Here is a 15,148-nt window from a genome sequence, read left to right as displayed (position 1 = left end):
GGTTGGGCCCCCGGCGGCGGGGCGCAGGTAGGGTCCCTGGGGCCCCGGGCCAGCGCCCGCGGGCGCCGGAAGGCCAGCAATGTACGGGGCAACTCCCTGATTGGCTTTGGGTTTTAATAGTATTTTTTTGTGCGCCAAAAAGCCCCGTCCCGGGGCCCCGCCGCAAGTGCAGCAGGGCCCCTGGAGCGGGGCCGGGGCAGTGGGCCAGCAGTGGGCCTACATTTTGTCTTTCATCTTGCCTTTGCCGGCCATCTTCTGCTGCTTCCGCGCGGCGCGCTTGGCCTGCGCGTCATTGGCCCTGGGCGCACCCTTGGTGAATACTTCGCCGGCCGATACCGCGCCGTCGGGGTTGCTGGGCACGGGGGCCGTGCCGCTGGGCACGGCGTTGGGGGCCACGGCGCCGGTGCTGGGCAAGGTTTGGGCGGGGGCGGTTTGGGCGGTGGCCACCCCGATGCTGCACAAGCTGGCAGCTACTAATGAGAGGAAGGTTTTCATAAAAAAGCCGTTGAGATGATGCGTAGCCCTTTTACCCACAACGCGGCCGCAGGGTTGTGCCCGCCGTGGGGCCCCTGCGCACTGCCCGGGGCCCCCGCGGCGCTGGGCGTTGCAAAAACGATTTGGCCACTTGCACAAGCGTGCGGCGGCGATATATATTTACAAAAAATATATTAATCGTACCGTGAACCTGCTCGCCCCGTCCTGGATTGTCGCTACCAACCCCGCGCACGAAGCCCAGCGGCGGCAGTCGCTGGCCGATGCGCGCGCCCACGTGCAGGCCTGGGGCGCACCCCAGCGGCCCCTGTCCGGCGATTTGTACGAGGCCTACGCCGCCGGGGCCCTGAGCCTGCTGGAGCTGCGCTACGCCATCGAGGGGCGCTGCCGCCGCCGCCAGACGCCCGCCTGCTGGCGCCTGCTGGCCGCCCACTGAGCCCGCCCGCCCGGTCCCGCATAGCTTGGCCCCGCCCAGACCGGGCAGTGAGGGCCCCGGGCTGGGCAACGCGCTGCCCTGCTGCGCGCTAGCCGCCCGCCCGCGCCGCGATCGGGGCCTCAAAAAGTGGGTCTGCCTGCGGCCTTGCGCCGGGCAATCCGGGGTGGGGGCCAACGTCGTAGGTCTGGCTTCACCACCGGCGCCCAGCGCCCCATTGATGCCTGAGGACGAAGATGAGCTTGTGCAACAACTCCGCGCCGGCGATGGGGCCGCGATGGCCCGCTTCTACGAGCGCTACCGCGGGGCCCTGCTGGCGCAGGTGCGCCAGCTGGTGCGCGACCCCCAGAGCGCGGAAGACGTGCTGCAAGAGGGCCTGTTGAAGGTGTGGCTGGCCGTGGCCACTTACGACCCCACCCGCGGCCGCCTTTACACCTGGGCGGCGCGCATCTGCGTCAACACCGCCGTGGACCACCTGCGGAGCCGCGCCGTGCGCCAAGGCCGGCGCACCACGCCCATCGCCCAGCTGGCGCTGCTTGGGGCCGAGCCCGCCGCCCCAGCGGTGTTCTGGCCCGAGCACATCGGCCTGGCCGAGCTGCTGAGCCGCTTGCGGCCCGAGCACCGCCGCACGCTGGAGCTGCTCTACTTCGGCGGCTACACCTACCCCGAGGCCGCCGAGGAACTGGCCGTGCCCCTGAGCACCGTGAAAACCTGGGCCAGCACTGCCAAGCGCCGCCTAGCCCGCTGGCTGTAGGGGCCCCGCGCTTATTATAACGGGCTTATTATAAATAGCAAACGCCAACGGCCCGTACAACGGGCCGTTGGCGTTTGGAAATGGGTGGTAAGTGGCGCGCTAGGCGGCTACGGTGCGCGGGGCTTTGGCGGCGGGGCGCTTGGTGGCCGCCGGGCGGCGCGCTGGGGCGGTAGCTGCGGGTGCCTTGGCGGCTTTGCGGACGGCTTTGGCGGCGTGCTTGGCCAGCTTGCGGCGCTGCTTCACGAGCTTGCCCGCCAGGCGCTTCACCATCTTGGCCACGGCTTTGGGCGGGGCGAGGGCCGCGTTGTCGCCCGCGCCCAAGTAGGCCTGCGTCAGGGTGGTGAGTTCGCCGGCCAGGGTTTGGCGCTGGGCCTTGGGCGTGGGTGCGGCGGTAGCGTCTGCCGGGGCCCCGGTAGCGCCCTTTGCTTTGCCCTGGGCCTTGGCTTGGGCTTTGGTCTGGGTTTTGAGCAGCTGCTTGGCCAGCTTCCGCACGGCTTTTTGCACGGCTTTGGGTTGGTCGGCGGTTGCGTCGGCGCTCAGGTGTGGGGCCACGGCTCCGGCCAGTTGGTCCACGAGCACTTGTTTGGAATTGTTCATAAGGTAGAAAGGTGGGTGGGGCCGGCGGGGAAACTGCTCCGCCACCGGCGGGGAAGGGAACAGGGCAAACGGACGGGCCGCAAACGGCAGCGTTTGCCCCGCCCAGTACTGATGCAATATTGCTTTTTTAACGAGGACAAGCTCCACTCTTGGGCCGTGCCCGGGGCTTGAGCACGTTGGGTTTGTGCGGCCGGCGGGCCGCGCTGGGGCCCCGGCCGGCGCCGTGGCTACCCAAAAATCTGGTTCAGCACGCCCGCCAGGCGGATGCCGGCTTGCAGCAGGCGCTGGTCCAGCTGCACGGCGTGGACGGGAAAGTAGCGGTAGTCGAACGTGGAGTTTTGGGCGGCTTCGGCGTAGAGCGGCTCGCTGAGCTGGTACGACTCGAAGAGCCAGGTGGCCATCGGGTCGCGCTGCCACTGCTGGATCTGGGCCTTGCTGGCGTGGTCGTGCGCCTGGGCCAGCTCGGGGTACGAGAGGCCCTCGTAATCAATCAGGCCGCTGTCCCAGAGGCTGTGTAGGTTTTGGTCGCGGCCCAGGAACTTGACGGCCACCTTGTTGCCGCCTTGGTCTTCGCTGTGGCCCGCGTGCATGGGCTGGTGCACGTCGCCCACCAGGTGCACGATGAACTTGAGGGCAAACACCCGGTCGGCCTTCGACTTGCTGGGGTCCTTGAGCTGGGCAATCATCTGCTGCAAGGCCAGGTAGGCGTTGGGCTCCTTGATGGTGTCGATGGTGGCCACGTACTGCGCGTAGGGCAGGTTGTGGGTGGTGTCGAGATAGTGCCAGGGGGCCGTGTACTTATAGGCTGGGTCGGAGCGAATTTCGTCGGGGTAGGTGCTCACCAGCGGCAGCGTTTCGGGGCCCAACAGGGCGACCACTTCGCGCTTGGCTTTGTCGGTGAGGTGGTTTTCGGCGATGCGGCCGATGGCGCGGTGCCCCACCACGCCCCAAGCCCGCAGGCTGAAGGGTAACAAACTCAAACAGGCCACGGCCAGGTACTTGCGGAACATAAAGCAGTTTTTGAAGGAGTAGAAAACAGCCAGTAAGTGGCAAATAAAAGCCCGTTGCTCGGCGTGAACAACGGGCTTTTGTAAAGGAGTTAAACCGTAAAAAGAAATGAGTTAATTATTAGATTTCTCACTGCGCAATTAATTAAATAGCCAGAATTAATTAGCAATGATAAATTCTCGCCTGCGCTATTAATTGAAGATGTAGCGCAGGCCCACCTGCATGTAGTAAGTCGAGCCTGTGTTCACGGCGTCACGGAACGTGTTGCTGATGAGCTGGTTGGTTACGTTGTCGCGGCCCAGGCGGAAGGTCGGCTTGGGGCTGGTGGCGGCCGTGGTGAGGGCGGCCACGTTTTGCGGCTCCAGGAAGGTGTTGTAGGTGAGCTGCTGCTGGCGGCCCCAGTTGTTGTTCAGCAGGTTGCCCAGGTTGAAGATGTCGAGGCTGAGCTGCAGCGAGTTGCGCTTGCCGCCCACGTTGGTGAACAGGTCCTGCAGAATCTTCACGTCCACCTCGCTGCGCCAGGGCAGCTGGGCCCCGTTGCGCTCGGCGTACTGGCCCTTGCGCTGGCTCAGGTACTTGTCCTGGTCCACAAACTTGAAGAAGGCATCGCTCTGCTGCTGGGCCGAGTACGTCACGGCCGCGGCCCCGGTGCCCACCGTCACGGGCACGAAGGTGATTTCCGAGGCATCCTTGGGAATGTAAATCAAGTCGGCGTTGGCGCCGTCGCGGTTGAAGTCGGTCGAGTAGGTATAGGAGTAGCGGCCCTGGGTGGCGCCTTCGTAGTACATCGAAATGGTGGTGCCCAGGTGGCCCAGGTACTCAGCGCGGTAGGAGAGCGAGCCGATGACGCGGTGGGGCAAGGTGTTGCCGTTGTAGCTCAGGGCCAGATTGTTGGAACCGTTGACGGTGGGCGTGCCCTGCCAGGCCGACAGGGGCTGGTCGCCGCCGCCGTCAAACAGGTTCTTCGAATCGGTGTAGGTGTAGGCCACCGAGCCGAAGAGGTTGTTGCTGAACTGTTTGTCGAGCTTGCCCGTCACCGAGAGGTAGTAGCCCTGCGAGGCGTTGCCGAGCACGATGGCGTTGTACGCCCCAGTGCCCGCGGCGGCCCCGGTGGCCACCGGCTGGCCCGCCGCGTTGAGGGGGTTGACGAACTTGGCGTTGGTGGCGTTGGGGTACACCAAGCGGTTGTCGGGGCCCCCACCAAGGGCCTGCGGGTTCACTAGGTTGGCGTTGCGGTACACCGCCGCGTTGATGTCGCGGTTCACGATGGCCTCCACCGTACCCACGATGCCCCCGGGCAGTTTGGCGTCGAGGGCCAGGCTGCTCTTCCAGGTTTGCGGGAAGCGGAAGTTTTGGGCCAGCGACGACGTGGTGCTCGGGACCACGGTGCCGGGGGCCGGCGTCGTGGTCGGCCGGTAGGCGGTGGGGTCGGGGTTGAAGGGGCCCGGCACTGTGGGGTTGCCGCTGCCCTGCGAGGCCCCGTAGGTCTGCGTGATTTGCAGCGTGCCCGCGTCGCCGGCCTGGCTCACGATCCACACGTAGGGCACGCGGCCCGTGAAGATGCCCGAGCCGCCGCGCAGCTGCAAGCTGCGGTTGCCGAGCACGTCGAGGTTGAAGCCTACGCGCGGCGAGTACAGCACCTGGTTGCCGGGCAGGGCCGCCACGTCAATTTTCTCGCCGCCAGCAAAATTCAGGTCGGCCACTTTTTGGAACGAGCGCAGGGTGTTGGCGTAGTGCGTGAGGTCGACGCGCAGGCCGCCGGTGATGCGCAGGCGGTCCGACACGGCCACCTCATCCTGCAAGTAGAGCGCGTGCTGCTGGTACTTGAAGCTCGGGAAGGCCTGCTCGTAGCCGGGCGTCAGCGAGTACGTGATGCCAAAGTCGACCGGGTTTTTGCCGGTGGCGAAGTCGTCCCACGATGCAAATGTGTAGTAGCCCGTGCCGAAGCGCTGGAAGCCGTTCTTGGTTTCGCTGAAGTCGCCCTGGTAGCCGGCCGTGAAGTTGTGGCGGCCCAGCACCCAGGTAAAGTCGTCCTTAATGGAGTAGATTTTTACGTCGCGCAGGTTGCCGTAGGTGAAGGGCTCGGTGCCGAACGAGGTAAACGGCGTGCCGTCCTTGAGGATGTCAACAAACGGAAACAGCGTGCTGCTGGGCGAGCTGCGCGGGTCGTTCTGGCGGGTGTAGGTGCCGCGCAGGGTGTTGGTAGTGCTGCCGTTCTTGCCGAAGGTCGAGTTCAGCTCGGCCGCCAGCGAGTAGAAGTTGGCTTCCTGGAAGTAGTTGGCGTTCTGGTAGAACAGGGCCGAGTTCTGCTGGCGGTTGCCGCTGCCGTCGAGGAAGGTGCCGTTGCCGTTGGGGTTGGGGTAGCGGTAGCCGCCGAAGGGGCTGCGCGACGTGCTGGGAAAGTTCACGCCTTTGCCCTCCACCTGGCTGTAGCGCACGTTGAAGTGGTGGTTCTGGGCGATGTTCCAGTCGATGCGGCCCAGGATTTTGGTGCGCGGGGCCAGCAGGCTGTAGCCCTGGTAGGCGCCGGGGTCGTAGCCGTATTTCTCGCGCAGAAACGCTGCGTACGTGTCGAGCTCGGTGGCCGTGGGGCGCGCCACGTTGGTGCCGCTGCCGAAGGGCGCGGCGGCCGTGGCGGCGGTGCGCTGCTGGCCGGGAGTGCGGTTTTCCTCGGTTTCGAAGTTGCCGAAGAAGAACAGCTTGTTCTTGATGATGGGGCCCCCGAGGCGGGCGCCGTACTGGTAAAAGCGCTGGTCTTGCAGGATCACGCGCTGGTCGCCCACCCGGTCGCCCCGGAACTTCTGGTTGTTGAAGTAGCCGTAGGCCGAGCCCGCGAAGTCGTTGGTGCCAGCGCGCGTCACGGCGTTGATGGCCGCGCCGGTGAAGCCCGACTGGCGCACGTCGTAGGGCGTTACGTTCACCGAAATCTCCTCGATGGCGTCGAGCGAAATGGGCGAGCCGCCCGCCGGCAGGTTGCCCCCGATGCCGAAGTTGTTGTTAAAGTCCGAACCGTCCACGCTGAAGTAGTTCGAGCGGGTGCTGCCCCCGCCGATGGCGCTGCCGTTGGCCTGGGGCGTGAGGCGCGTGAAGTCGTTGAGGCTGCGGCTGATGGAGGGCAGCCGCTGCAGGGCGCGGCGGTCGATGGTGGTCACCGAGCCGGTGCGGTCCGAGTTCAGGATGGAGCGCGGGTTGCTGGCCGTCACCGTCACTTCCTGCAGCTGGGTGTCGGCCGCGCCCAGCGTCACGTTCAGCACGTAGGGCTGGTCGAGCTGGAGCACCACGTCGGTGCGGGTGGCGGTGCGGGCCCCCACGTAGCTGATTTCCACGGTGTAGGGTCCCCCGATGCGCATGTTCTGGATGGTGAACCGGCCCTCGGCGTTGGTGGCCACGCCGTAGGTGGTGCCACTGGGCGTGTGCACGGCCCGCACCGTGGCCCCGATGGACGGCTCGCCCTTGGCGTCCTTGATTAGGCCGGTCAGGCTGCTGGTCGTTACCTGGGCGCGCACGCCCAGCGTGGTCAGCAGCACGGCCAGGATAATAAATAACAGTTGTTTCATTGAAAAAGGGATGGGTAGAAAGATGGAAAGACAGTAGGAGTAGCGAGGGGCCCAGCGCGCAGAATTAAACCCGGGAACGGCAGGCCGTTTGGTAATTAATTGGCGCCTGCAGTTTCATTGTGTCGTTGGCATCAACGCAACGGTTTGGCACGGTGCGGACGGCGCTATAAGTGGTGGTAATAATTAATTGCCGGGATTGAATGGCGGGAAAATAATTAATTACTAGAATCAAAAAAACCAGCGAATAATTAAATACTAAGGCGAGTATTAATTATTTCGCATGTTATAATTCGCTTTAGAGGGGTGCAAAACTAGGGCGGGCGTATTGCGGCAATGTTATGTGAATGTTAGGTGAGCTTTAAGGCTGCCTAAGGCCCGTTTCGGCCCGCCAGCGGTGGGGTAGGGATCCCGGTAGTGCAGCGGTTAAGTGCTGTAATTTCTGCGTCAAATACAACGGTAATCTGCGCGTCATTTTAAAATAATGGCCCCGTCCGTGTTTTGCTGGCCATTCCACGAACCCACCAAAACGGGGATTATATGACCAATCAGTACTTTTCAAAACCTGTTGCCCAAAACGTCCGTTGCGTGCTTTTACCGCTGGCCTTGGCCCTGGGGGCCCCGGCGGCGGCGCTGGCCCAGCAGACCGTGAAGGGCACCGTGACCGACGAGAAGAATGCGGCGCTGCCCGGCGTCACGGTGCGCCTCAAGGATGGCACCGCGGCGGTGGCCACCACTACCGACGGCACCTACAGCATCAAAACCACCGGCCCGGCCGACATCCTGGTGTTCTCGTTCGTGGGCACGGTGAGCAAGGAGATTATCGCCGGGGCCCAAACGAGCCTCAACGTGACGCTGCTGCCCGACGCGCAGCAGCTGAACGACGTAGTGGTGATTGGCTATGGCACGGCCAGCCGCGCCGACATCACGGGGGCCGTCACGTCCATTAAGAGCGAGGAATTCAACCAGGGCGTGCTCACCACGCCCGCCGAGCTGCTGCAAGGCAAGGTGGCCGGCCTGAACATCACCAAGAGCGGCGACCCCAACCAGCGGCCGTCGGTGGTGCTGCGGGGGCCCTCCACCATCCGCACCGTGAACGGGGGGGTGACCGAGCCGTTCTACGTCATCGACGGCGTGCCGGGCGCGAGCATCGACCTGCTGGCGCCCGACGACATCGCCACGATTGACGTGCTGAAGGACGCCTCCTCGACCGCCATCTACGGCACGCGGGCGGCCAACGGGGTCATCATCATCACCACTAAGCGGGCCAAGCCGGGCCAGTCGCGCCTCACCTACAGCGCCTACGGGGCCCTGGCCAAGGTGTCGAAAAAGATTGACGTGCTCAGCGGCGACGAGCTGCGCCAGTACCTGGCCGACAACAAAACCCGGCCCCTGACCACGCCCACCGACGACGACGGCTCGAACACCAACTGGCAGGACCTGATCGAGCGCACCAGCTACGCCACCAACCACAACCTCTCGTTCGCGGGCTCGGCCAACGCCACGGACTACGGCGCCAGCGTGAACTACCTGAAAAACAACGGGGCCCTAATTAATACGTCGCTGGAGCGCCTCATCTACCGCGGGTTCATCAACCAGCGCTTTTTCAACAACCGCCTCAAGCTGGGCGTGAACATCATCAATAGCAGCACCACCCAAAACGACATTCCGCAGGCCCAGGTGCTGCCGGGCATGCTGTTTTACCTGCCCACGGTGAGCCCCTACAACGCCGACGGCAGCTACAAGGAAAACTACACCCGCACGGGCCAGGGCACGCTCAACCCGCTCTCGCTGGCCAACAACAACACCTACGTGACCAAGGACAGCAAAACGCTGGTCAACGGCCTGGTGCAGGTGGACGTGCTCACGGGCCTGAAATTCACGCTGAGCGGCTCGACCCAGCGCGCCCAAACCAACTACAGCAGCTACCTCAACAGCCAGTCGGGCCTGGCAGTGAACCTGGGCGGGGTGGCCCGCCGCGCCGAGTACGTGAACACCAACGACGTGCTGGAGGCCTACGCCAACTACGACCGCACCTTGGGCCTGCACAGCGTGCAGCTGCTGGCCGGCTACTCGTACCAGCAGGACCGCACCAACGACGGCTTCGGCATCACGACCCAGAATTTTGCCAACAACGCGCTGGGGTTCAATAATCTGTACTTGTCCAACCCGTCGTCGCTGGCGCAAATTGCATTCGACAACAACCCCATTTCCACCCTGCGGCTCCTCTCGCAGTACGCCCGCGCCCAGTACCAGTACGGCGACCGCTACCTGGCGCAGGTGTCGCTGCGGCGCGACGGCTCGTCGGTGTTCGGCGTGAACAACCGCTACGGCTACTTCCCCACGGCGGCCGTGGGCTGGCGCATCATCAACGAGGAGTTCATGCGGGGCCGCGACCTGTTTTCGGACCTGAAGCTGCGGGCCGGCTACGGCGTGTCGGGCAACAGCCAGGGCTTCGACGCCTTCTCGGCCATCCTCATCTACGGCACGCCGCCCGGCAGCAGCAAGTACCTGAACAACGGCGCCATTTCGAACGTGGTGAACGCCGTGCGCAACGAAAACCCCGACCTGAAGTGGGAGAGCACCGCCACCGCCAACATCGGCCTGGACTTCGGCCTGTTCAAGAACCGCATCACGGGCTCGGTGGACTACTACATCAAGAAAACCAGCGACTTGATTGACGACGTGCTGCCCGTGTCAAGCACCGAGTTTCAGTACACCACCTACACCGCCAACGTGGGCAGCATGACCAACCGCGGCATCGAGGTGGCCCTGAGCGTGGTGCCGGTGCAAACGGGGGCCTTCACCTGGCGCTCGTCGCTGAATTTTTCGCACAACACCAACCGCATCGACAACCTGAGCACCGACCGCTTCACGATTCCCTACATCCAGACGGCGCAGCTCGGCGGCAAGGGCCAGAGCGGCAACTACAGCCAGATTGTGCAGCCCGGCTCGCCGCTCGGCACCTTCAAGCTGTGGCACTACCTGGGCAAAAACGAGCAGGGCGTGAGCACCTACCAGAAGGCCGACGGCAGCGTGACGGCCACCCAGCCCCTCACCACCGACATGCAGGAAGTGGGCAGCGCCCAGCCCAAGCTGATTTACGGCTGGGCCAACACCTTTACCTACAAGGCCTTCGACCTGAACTTCTTGGTGCGCGGCGTGTATGGCAACAAAATCCTGAACGCCACCCTGGCTGGCCTCAACAACCCCGCCGACGCGCGCCTGCAAAACATCCCGCGCTTCACGCTGGGCGAGTCGTTCAACGACATCAACGGCTACCTCATTTCCGACCGCTTCCTGGAGAGCGGCTCGTACCTGCGCCTCGACAACGCCACCCTGGGCTACACCCTGCGGCCGCACACGCAATACGTGCAGGCGCTGCGCTTCTACGTGAGCAGCAACAACCTATTCATCGTCACCAAGTACCGGGGCATCGACCCCGAAATCAACATCGGGGGCCTCACGCCGGGCATCGACAACCAGAATTTTTACCCCAAGACCCGGACGTTTACCCTAGGCCTATCGGCTTCCTTCTAATCGCGCTTCCCCTTTATACGATCGTGCAAAAGATTTACGCAACAAGCCGCGCCCTGCTGCTGGCCGGCGGGCTGGCCGGGGCCCTGTTCGGCTGCAAAAACGTGCTGGACGTGCCCGTGGAGTCGCAGTTCGTGGCCGCCAACTTCCCCACCACCCTCAGCGACTACAACGCCTCAGTGGGCGCCATCTACGCCAACCTCTCGTCGAACTACGCCGTGCCCTACTGGCGCATGCAAACGCTGGCCACCGACGAGGCCATTTTGCCGGCCCGCGACGGCAACTTCGACGACGGCGGCCAGTACCGGCAGCTGCACTACCACACCTGGACGCCCGACCACCCCAACGTGCTCACCATCTGGCAGTGGGCCTACGGCGGCATCACCACCTGCAACCGCCTGCTCAACGTCACGAACACGTTCAACTTCACGGCGGCCGAGAAGGAAGCGCGCCTGGCCGAAATCCGGGCCATGCGGGCGCTGTACTACTTCTTCTTGCTGGATTTGTACGGCAACGTGCCCATCGTGACGGACTACCCCACGGCCCCGCTGCCCGCCACGCAGCCCCGCGCCAAGGTGTACGAGTTCATCGAGAGCGAGCTGAAGGCCCTCACGCCGAAGCTGCCGGCCAAGTCGGGCACCAGCGCCACCAACACCCAGCAGTACGGCCGCCCCACCAAGGGCATGGTGTACGCGCTGCTGGCCAAGCTCTACCTCAACGCCGAGGTGTACGGGGCCCCCGCCCGCTACCCCGACGTGGTGCGCATGGCCGACAGCGTGCAGGCCAACACCAACTACGCCCTCGACGCGCGCTACCGCGACATCTTTCTGCCCAACAACGGGCCCCAGATCCGGGAAACCGTGTTTGCCGTGCCCTACGACCAGCAGATTCCGGGCAACCAGTTCACGCGCTTTGGCTTCTTCTATTACCTCACGCAGGCCTACGGCTTCAACGTGGGCCTGAGCATTGCCATGAGCACCACGCCCGAGTTCTACGCCCGCTTCAACCTGCCCGGCGACGCCCGCACCAAAACCTGGCTGTCGGGGCCCCAGTTCGTGCCCGACGGCAACGGCGGCTTCACCACCACGCCGGTGTACTACCCCAACACCACCGACCAAATCGTCATCAACCCGGTGCTGACGCTGGTGCCGCCCAAGCCCATGGACCTGGGCAACACCCTGGCCACCCAGTCGGAGGGCGTGCGCTCCATCAAGTTCTACCCCGACCCGGCCATCATCCAGGCCACCCGCCTGAATGGCAACGACGTGCCCGTGCTGCGCCTGGCCGACGTGCTGCTGATGAAGGCCGAAGCCATCCTGCGCGGGGCCCCGGCCACCGCCAGCAACGGCGAAATGCAGACGCCGCTGGTGCTCGTGAACAAGGTGCGCGCCCGCGCTGGGGCCCCCGCCGCCGCCAGCATCGCCCTGGGCGGCCTGCTCGACGAGCGCGCCCGCGAGCTGAGCTGGGAAGGCTGGCGCCGCAACGACCTCATCCGCTTCGGCCAGTTCGAAACCGAGTACCCGCTGCCCAACGACGCGCTGAAGATGGATAAAAGCACATTCCGCCGCCTCTACCCCGTGCCCACCATCGAGCTGCGGCTGAACACCAACTTGCAGCAGAACCCTGGCTACTAGCTTTATTTTATGAAACCTATTTTTCTCCTGGGGGCCCTGGCCGCCGGGGCCCTCGGCGCCGCCCCCCGGCGGGCCCCCGAGCCGCTGCTGAACCAAATCCAGGTCATCGGCTCGCACAACAGCTACAAGCAAGCCATCGACCCCAAGCTGTTCCGGGTGCTCCAAAAGTCCGATTCGGCCAGCATGAGCAAAATCGACTACGAGCACCTGAGCCTGACCGAGCAGCTCAACAAGGGCCTGCTGGCGCTGGAAATCGACGTGTACGCCGACACCAAGGGCGGCAAGTACGCCCACCCCAAGGGCCTGGACCTGGCCCCCGGCCAGCCGCCCTACGACGCGGCGGGCCTGATGCAGCAGCCCGGCTTCAAGGTGTTCCACATCCAGGACCTTGACTACCGCAGCAACGCGCCCACCTTCAAGCTGGCCCTGCTGGAGCTGAAGAAGTGGTCGGCGGCGCACCCCGCGCACCACCCCGTGTTCATCACCATGAACGCCAAGACCGAGGCCCTGAAGCAGCCCGGCCTCACGGTGCCCGAGCCCTTCACGGCGGCCGTGTTCGACGCGTTGGACAAGGAGATTCTCGACAACCTGGGGGCCGATAACCTCATCACGCCCGACCAGGTGCGCGGCCAATACCCCACCCTGGAGGCCGCCGTGCTGCACCGCCACTGGCCCACGCTACGCGCCGCCCAGGGCAAGTTCGTGTTCGTGCTCGACGAGCTGGGCGAGAAGCGCGCTACCTACATCCAGGGCCACCCGTCGCTGAAGGGCCGGGTGCTGTTTGCCGATGCCGAGCCCGGCACGCCCGAGGCCGCCATCCACATCCTGAACAACGCGAAAAAGGACCAGGCCGCCATCAAAGCCTTGGTGGAGAAGGGCTATATCATCCGCTCGCGCGCCGACAGCGACACCCAGGAGGCGCGCCGCAACGACAAAACCAGCTTCGAAGCTGCCGAGGCGTCGGGGGCCCAAATCATCAGCACCGACTACTACGCGCCGAGCACGCACTTCACGTCGCCCTACGCCATCAGCTTTGCGGGCGGCACCTACTTCCGGCCCAACCCCGTCAGCACCGGCCGCCCCGCCGCTGCGGCTAAATAGCGGCGTGCCGGGCGCAGGAACCAGCCGCTGGGGCCCCAGCCGGGTTGCCCGGGGGCCCCAGCGGCCGGCTTTTGGGCAATAAAATATTATTGGAGTAACAATTCGCCGGGCCCCAAGCGGGACCTTTGCGGGCTGGGGCCCCTTCTTTGCTTATGACTCGATACCTTTTGCTGGCCGCTGGCCTGCTCCTGAGCGCGCCGGCTTTGCCTGCCCCGCGCCCCGCCCAACCGCCCGTGCCCAAGCTGCTGGTGGGCATCATGGTCGACCAGATGCGGCCCGACTACCTCACCCGCTTCCGCGACCAGTTCGGGCCCGACGGCTTCAACCGGCTGCTACGCGAGGGCTTCGAGTGCCGCAACACGCAGTACAACTACATCCCGACCGTGACGGGGCCCGGCCACTCCTCCGTGTACACGGGCACCACGCCGCGCTACCACGGCATCGTGGGCAACTCGTGGTACGACCGCCGCCTGCGCCGCGACGTGTATTGCACCGACGACAGCACCGTGCAGCTCGTGGGCGGCCAGGGCAAGGGCATGGGCGTATCGGCCCGCAACCAGCTGAGCACCACCCTCGGCGACGAGCTGAAGATGGTGACCGGTGGCCGCGCCCGGGTGCTGGCCTTGTCCTTGAAAGACCGCGCCTCGGCGCTGCCCGCCGGCCACATGGCCGACGGCGCGTATTGGCTGGACGTAGCCAGCGGCAACTTCATTTCGAGCACCTACTACGTGCCCGCGTTGCCCGCCTGGGTGCAGGCCTTCAACGCCCAGAAGCGCGCCGACTACTACCGCCAGCAAACCTGGGGCCCCCTGCGCGGCCCCGAGGCCTACCGCAACAGCCTGCCCGACTCGAACCGCTACGAGCGCCCCTTTAAGGGCAAGGCGGCGGCCACGTTCCCCTACGATTTGGCCAAGCTGGCCCCCCTCAGCGGGCCTGGTTACGAAACCGTATACGCCTCCACCTACGGCGACAACCTGCTGACGGACTTCGCCTTGGCTGCCCTGCAAGGCACTGACCTGGGCCGCGACGACGTGCCCGACCTGCTGGCCCTCAGCTACTCCAGCCCCGACGCGGTGGGCCACGCCTTCGGGCCCCAGTCGAAGGAAGAGAACGACCTGTACCTGCGCCTCGACCTTGAAATAGCCCGCCTGCTGCAAGCCCTGGACAAGACCGTGGGCAAGGGCAACTACACCGTGTTCCTCACCGCCGATCACGGCGCGAGCGAAGTAACCAGCTACCTCGCCGACCGCCACGCGCCCACCGGCGCGTTCTCCACCGAGGCGCTGGCCAAAGGCGCCGCCGCCTACCTCAACGAGCAGCTGGGGCCCGACCAGTGGCTCGAAACCCTGCGCGGCAACATGCTCTACCTCAACCGCCCGCTGCTGGCCCGCCGCAAGGTGGAGCTGGCCCGTGCCCAGCAGCTCGTGGCCGATTTCGTGCGCGACCTGCCCGGCGTGGCCCAGGTAAACACCACCACCCAGCTGCTCAACGCCAGCTACACCACCTACCTTGAGGCCAAGCTGCAAGCCGGCTTCTACTACCCCCGCTTCGGCGACGTGCGCTTCGAGCTGCTGCCCGGCTGGACCGGCGACATCGGCCCCGGCGCCAGCCACGGCACCGGCTACGCCTACGACAGCCACGTGCCGCTGCTCTGGTTCGGGGCGGGCATCGCGCCGGGCGTCAGCTTCGCCCCGCACACCATCACCGACATAGCCCCCACGGCCGCTATGATTTTGAACAGCAAGCTGCCCAGCGCCTGCACCGGCCAGCCCATCGTGGAGGTGCTCAGCCCCGCCGGGGCCCCCAGCGGCCGCCGCAAGTAGCGCGGGGCGGGGGCCCACCAGGGCCCCCGGCCCCGTGTCGGCTCGCGGCCGTCCGGCTCCCGGGTGCTAGCGCACGAGCGCGCGTCCGGCGTTAATGAGCTGCGCCGCCGGGGCGAAAAAAGGGCTGCCTGCGTAAATCCCGGGCATAGGCCCCGCGCTTAACCACAAAAAAAGCTCCTCGATTTGAGGAGCTTTTTTTGTGGTTAAGCGCGGGG

The 15,148-nt window shown here is 65.2% G+C and carries 10 protein-coding genes; 6 read left to right on the top strand and 4 right to left on the bottom strand.

Going from position 1 to position 15,148, the window contains the following annotated elements:
- Positions 1-216: 216 nt before the first annotated feature.
- Positions 217-495 (bottom strand): hypothetical protein, encoded by a 279-nt coding sequence (locus EAH73_RS08175; protein ID WP_140466011.1) that lies wholly within the window; start codon positions 493-495, stop codon positions 217-219.
- Positions 496-679: 184 nt separating this feature from the next.
- Between EAH73_RS08175 and EAH73_RS08170 the strand changes: the two genes are divergently transcribed.
- Together EAH73_RS08170 and EAH73_RS08165 are read left to right on the top strand one after the other, a co-directional pair.
- Positions 680-928: a hypothetical protein gene (locus tag EAH73_RS08170; protein WP_140466010.1), complete on the top strand. Its 249-nt coding sequence runs from the start codon at positions 680-682 to the stop codon at positions 926-928.
- A gap of 217 nt (positions 929-1,145) precedes the next feature.
- Positions 1,146-1,679 carry an RNA polymerase sigma factor gene (locus EAH73_RS08165; RefSeq protein ID WP_140466009.1) on the top strand — a complete coding sequence of 178 codons (534 nt, stop codon included), beginning with the start codon at positions 1,146-1,148 and terminating at the stop codon, positions 1,677-1,679.
- A gap of 99 nt (positions 1,680-1,778) precedes the next feature.
- On the opposite strand, the gene EAH73_RS08160 is transcribed toward EAH73_RS08165, so the two are convergent.
- The 3 genes from EAH73_RS08160 to EAH73_RS08150 form a co-directional block, all read right to left on the bottom strand.
- Positions 1,779-2,276 (bottom strand): hypothetical protein, encoded by a 498-nt coding sequence (locus EAH73_RS08160; protein WP_140466008.1) that lies wholly within the window; start codon positions 2,274-2,276, stop codon positions 1,779-1,781.
- A 227-nt stretch (positions 2,277-2,503) separates the two neighbouring features.
- Complete coding sequence (locus tag EAH73_RS08155; RefSeq protein WP_140466007.1) at positions 2,504-3,286, bottom strand: S1/P1 nuclease; 783 nt, start codon at positions 3,284-3,286, stop codon at positions 2,504-2,506.
- 189 nt (positions 3,287-3,475) lie between these two features.
- Positions 3,476-6,841 (bottom strand): TonB-dependent receptor, encoded by a 3,366-nt coding sequence (locus EAH73_RS08150; RefSeq protein WP_140466006.1) that lies wholly within the window; start codon positions 6,839-6,841, stop codon positions 3,476-3,478.
- A gap of 585 nt (positions 6,842-7,426) precedes the next feature.
- Here EAH73_RS08150 and EAH73_RS08145 point away from each other — a divergent pair.
- From EAH73_RS08145 to EAH73_RS08130, 4 genes are all read left to right on the top strand, one after another.
- Positions 7,427-10,378: a SusC/RagA family TonB-linked outer membrane protein gene (locus EAH73_RS08145; protein ID WP_205012980.1), complete on the top strand. Its 2,952-nt coding sequence runs from the start codon at positions 7,427-7,429 to the stop codon at positions 10,376-10,378.
- A 23-nt stretch (positions 10,379-10,401) separates the two neighbouring features.
- Positions 10,402-12,009, top strand: a complete 1,608-nt coding sequence (locus tag EAH73_RS08140; RefSeq protein ID WP_205012979.1) for a RagB/SusD family nutrient uptake outer membrane protein — start codon at positions 10,402-10,404, stop codon at positions 12,007-12,009.
- Between the two features lie 9 nt (positions 12,010-12,018).
- On the top strand, positions 12,019-13,110 hold the full coding sequence (locus EAH73_RS08135; RefSeq protein ID WP_140466004.1) for a phosphatidylinositol-specific phospholipase C1-like protein: 1,092 nt from the start codon (positions 12,019-12,021) through the stop codon (positions 13,108-13,110).
- A 152-nt stretch (positions 13,111-13,262) separates the two neighbouring features.
- Positions 13,263-14,933 carry an alkaline phosphatase family protein gene (locus EAH73_RS08130; protein WP_140466003.1) on the top strand — a complete coding sequence of 557 codons (1,671 nt, stop codon included), beginning with the start codon at positions 13,263-13,265 and terminating at the stop codon, positions 14,931-14,933.
- Positions 14,934-15,148 lie beyond the last annotated feature (215 nt).

Source organism: Hymenobacter nivis (assembly GCF_006439025.1).
GTDB lineage: Bacteria > Bacteroidota > Bacteroidia > Cytophagales > Hymenobacteraceae > Hymenobacter > Hymenobacter nivis_A.
This window is presented reverse-complemented; position numbering and strand designations above follow the sequence as displayed.

What these genes read in the sequence shown, in the direction of transcription:
- EAH73_RS08175 (WP_140466011.1), bottom strand. Translation starts at nt 495, where the DNA reads ATGAAAACCTTCCTCTCATTAGTAGCTGCCAGCTTGTGCAGCATCGGG.
- EAH73_RS08165 (WP_140466009.1), top strand. Translation starts at nt 1,146, where the DNA reads ATGCCTGAGGACGAAGATGAGCTTGTGCAACAACTCCGCGCCGGCGAT.
- EAH73_RS08160 (WP_140466008.1), bottom strand. Translation starts at nt 2,276, where the DNA reads ATGAACAATTCCAAACAAGTGCTCGTGGACCAACTGGCCGGAGCCGTG.
- EAH73_RS08155 (WP_140466007.1), bottom strand. Translation starts at nt 3,286, where the DNA reads ATGTTCCGCAAGTACCTGGCCGTGGCCTGTTTGAGTTTGTTACCCTTC.
- EAH73_RS08150 (WP_140466006.1), bottom strand. Translation starts at nt 6,841, where the DNA reads ATGAAACAACTGTTATTTATTATCCTGGCCGTGCTGCTGACCACGCTG.
- EAH73_RS08135 (WP_140466004.1), top strand. Translation starts at nt 12,019, where the DNA reads ATGAAACCTATTTTTCTCCTGGGGGCCCTGGCCGCCGGGGCCCTCGGC.
- EAH73_RS08130 (WP_140466003.1), top strand. Translation starts at nt 13,263, where the DNA reads ATGACTCGATACCTTTTGCTGGCCGCTGGCCTGCTCCTGAGCGCGCCG.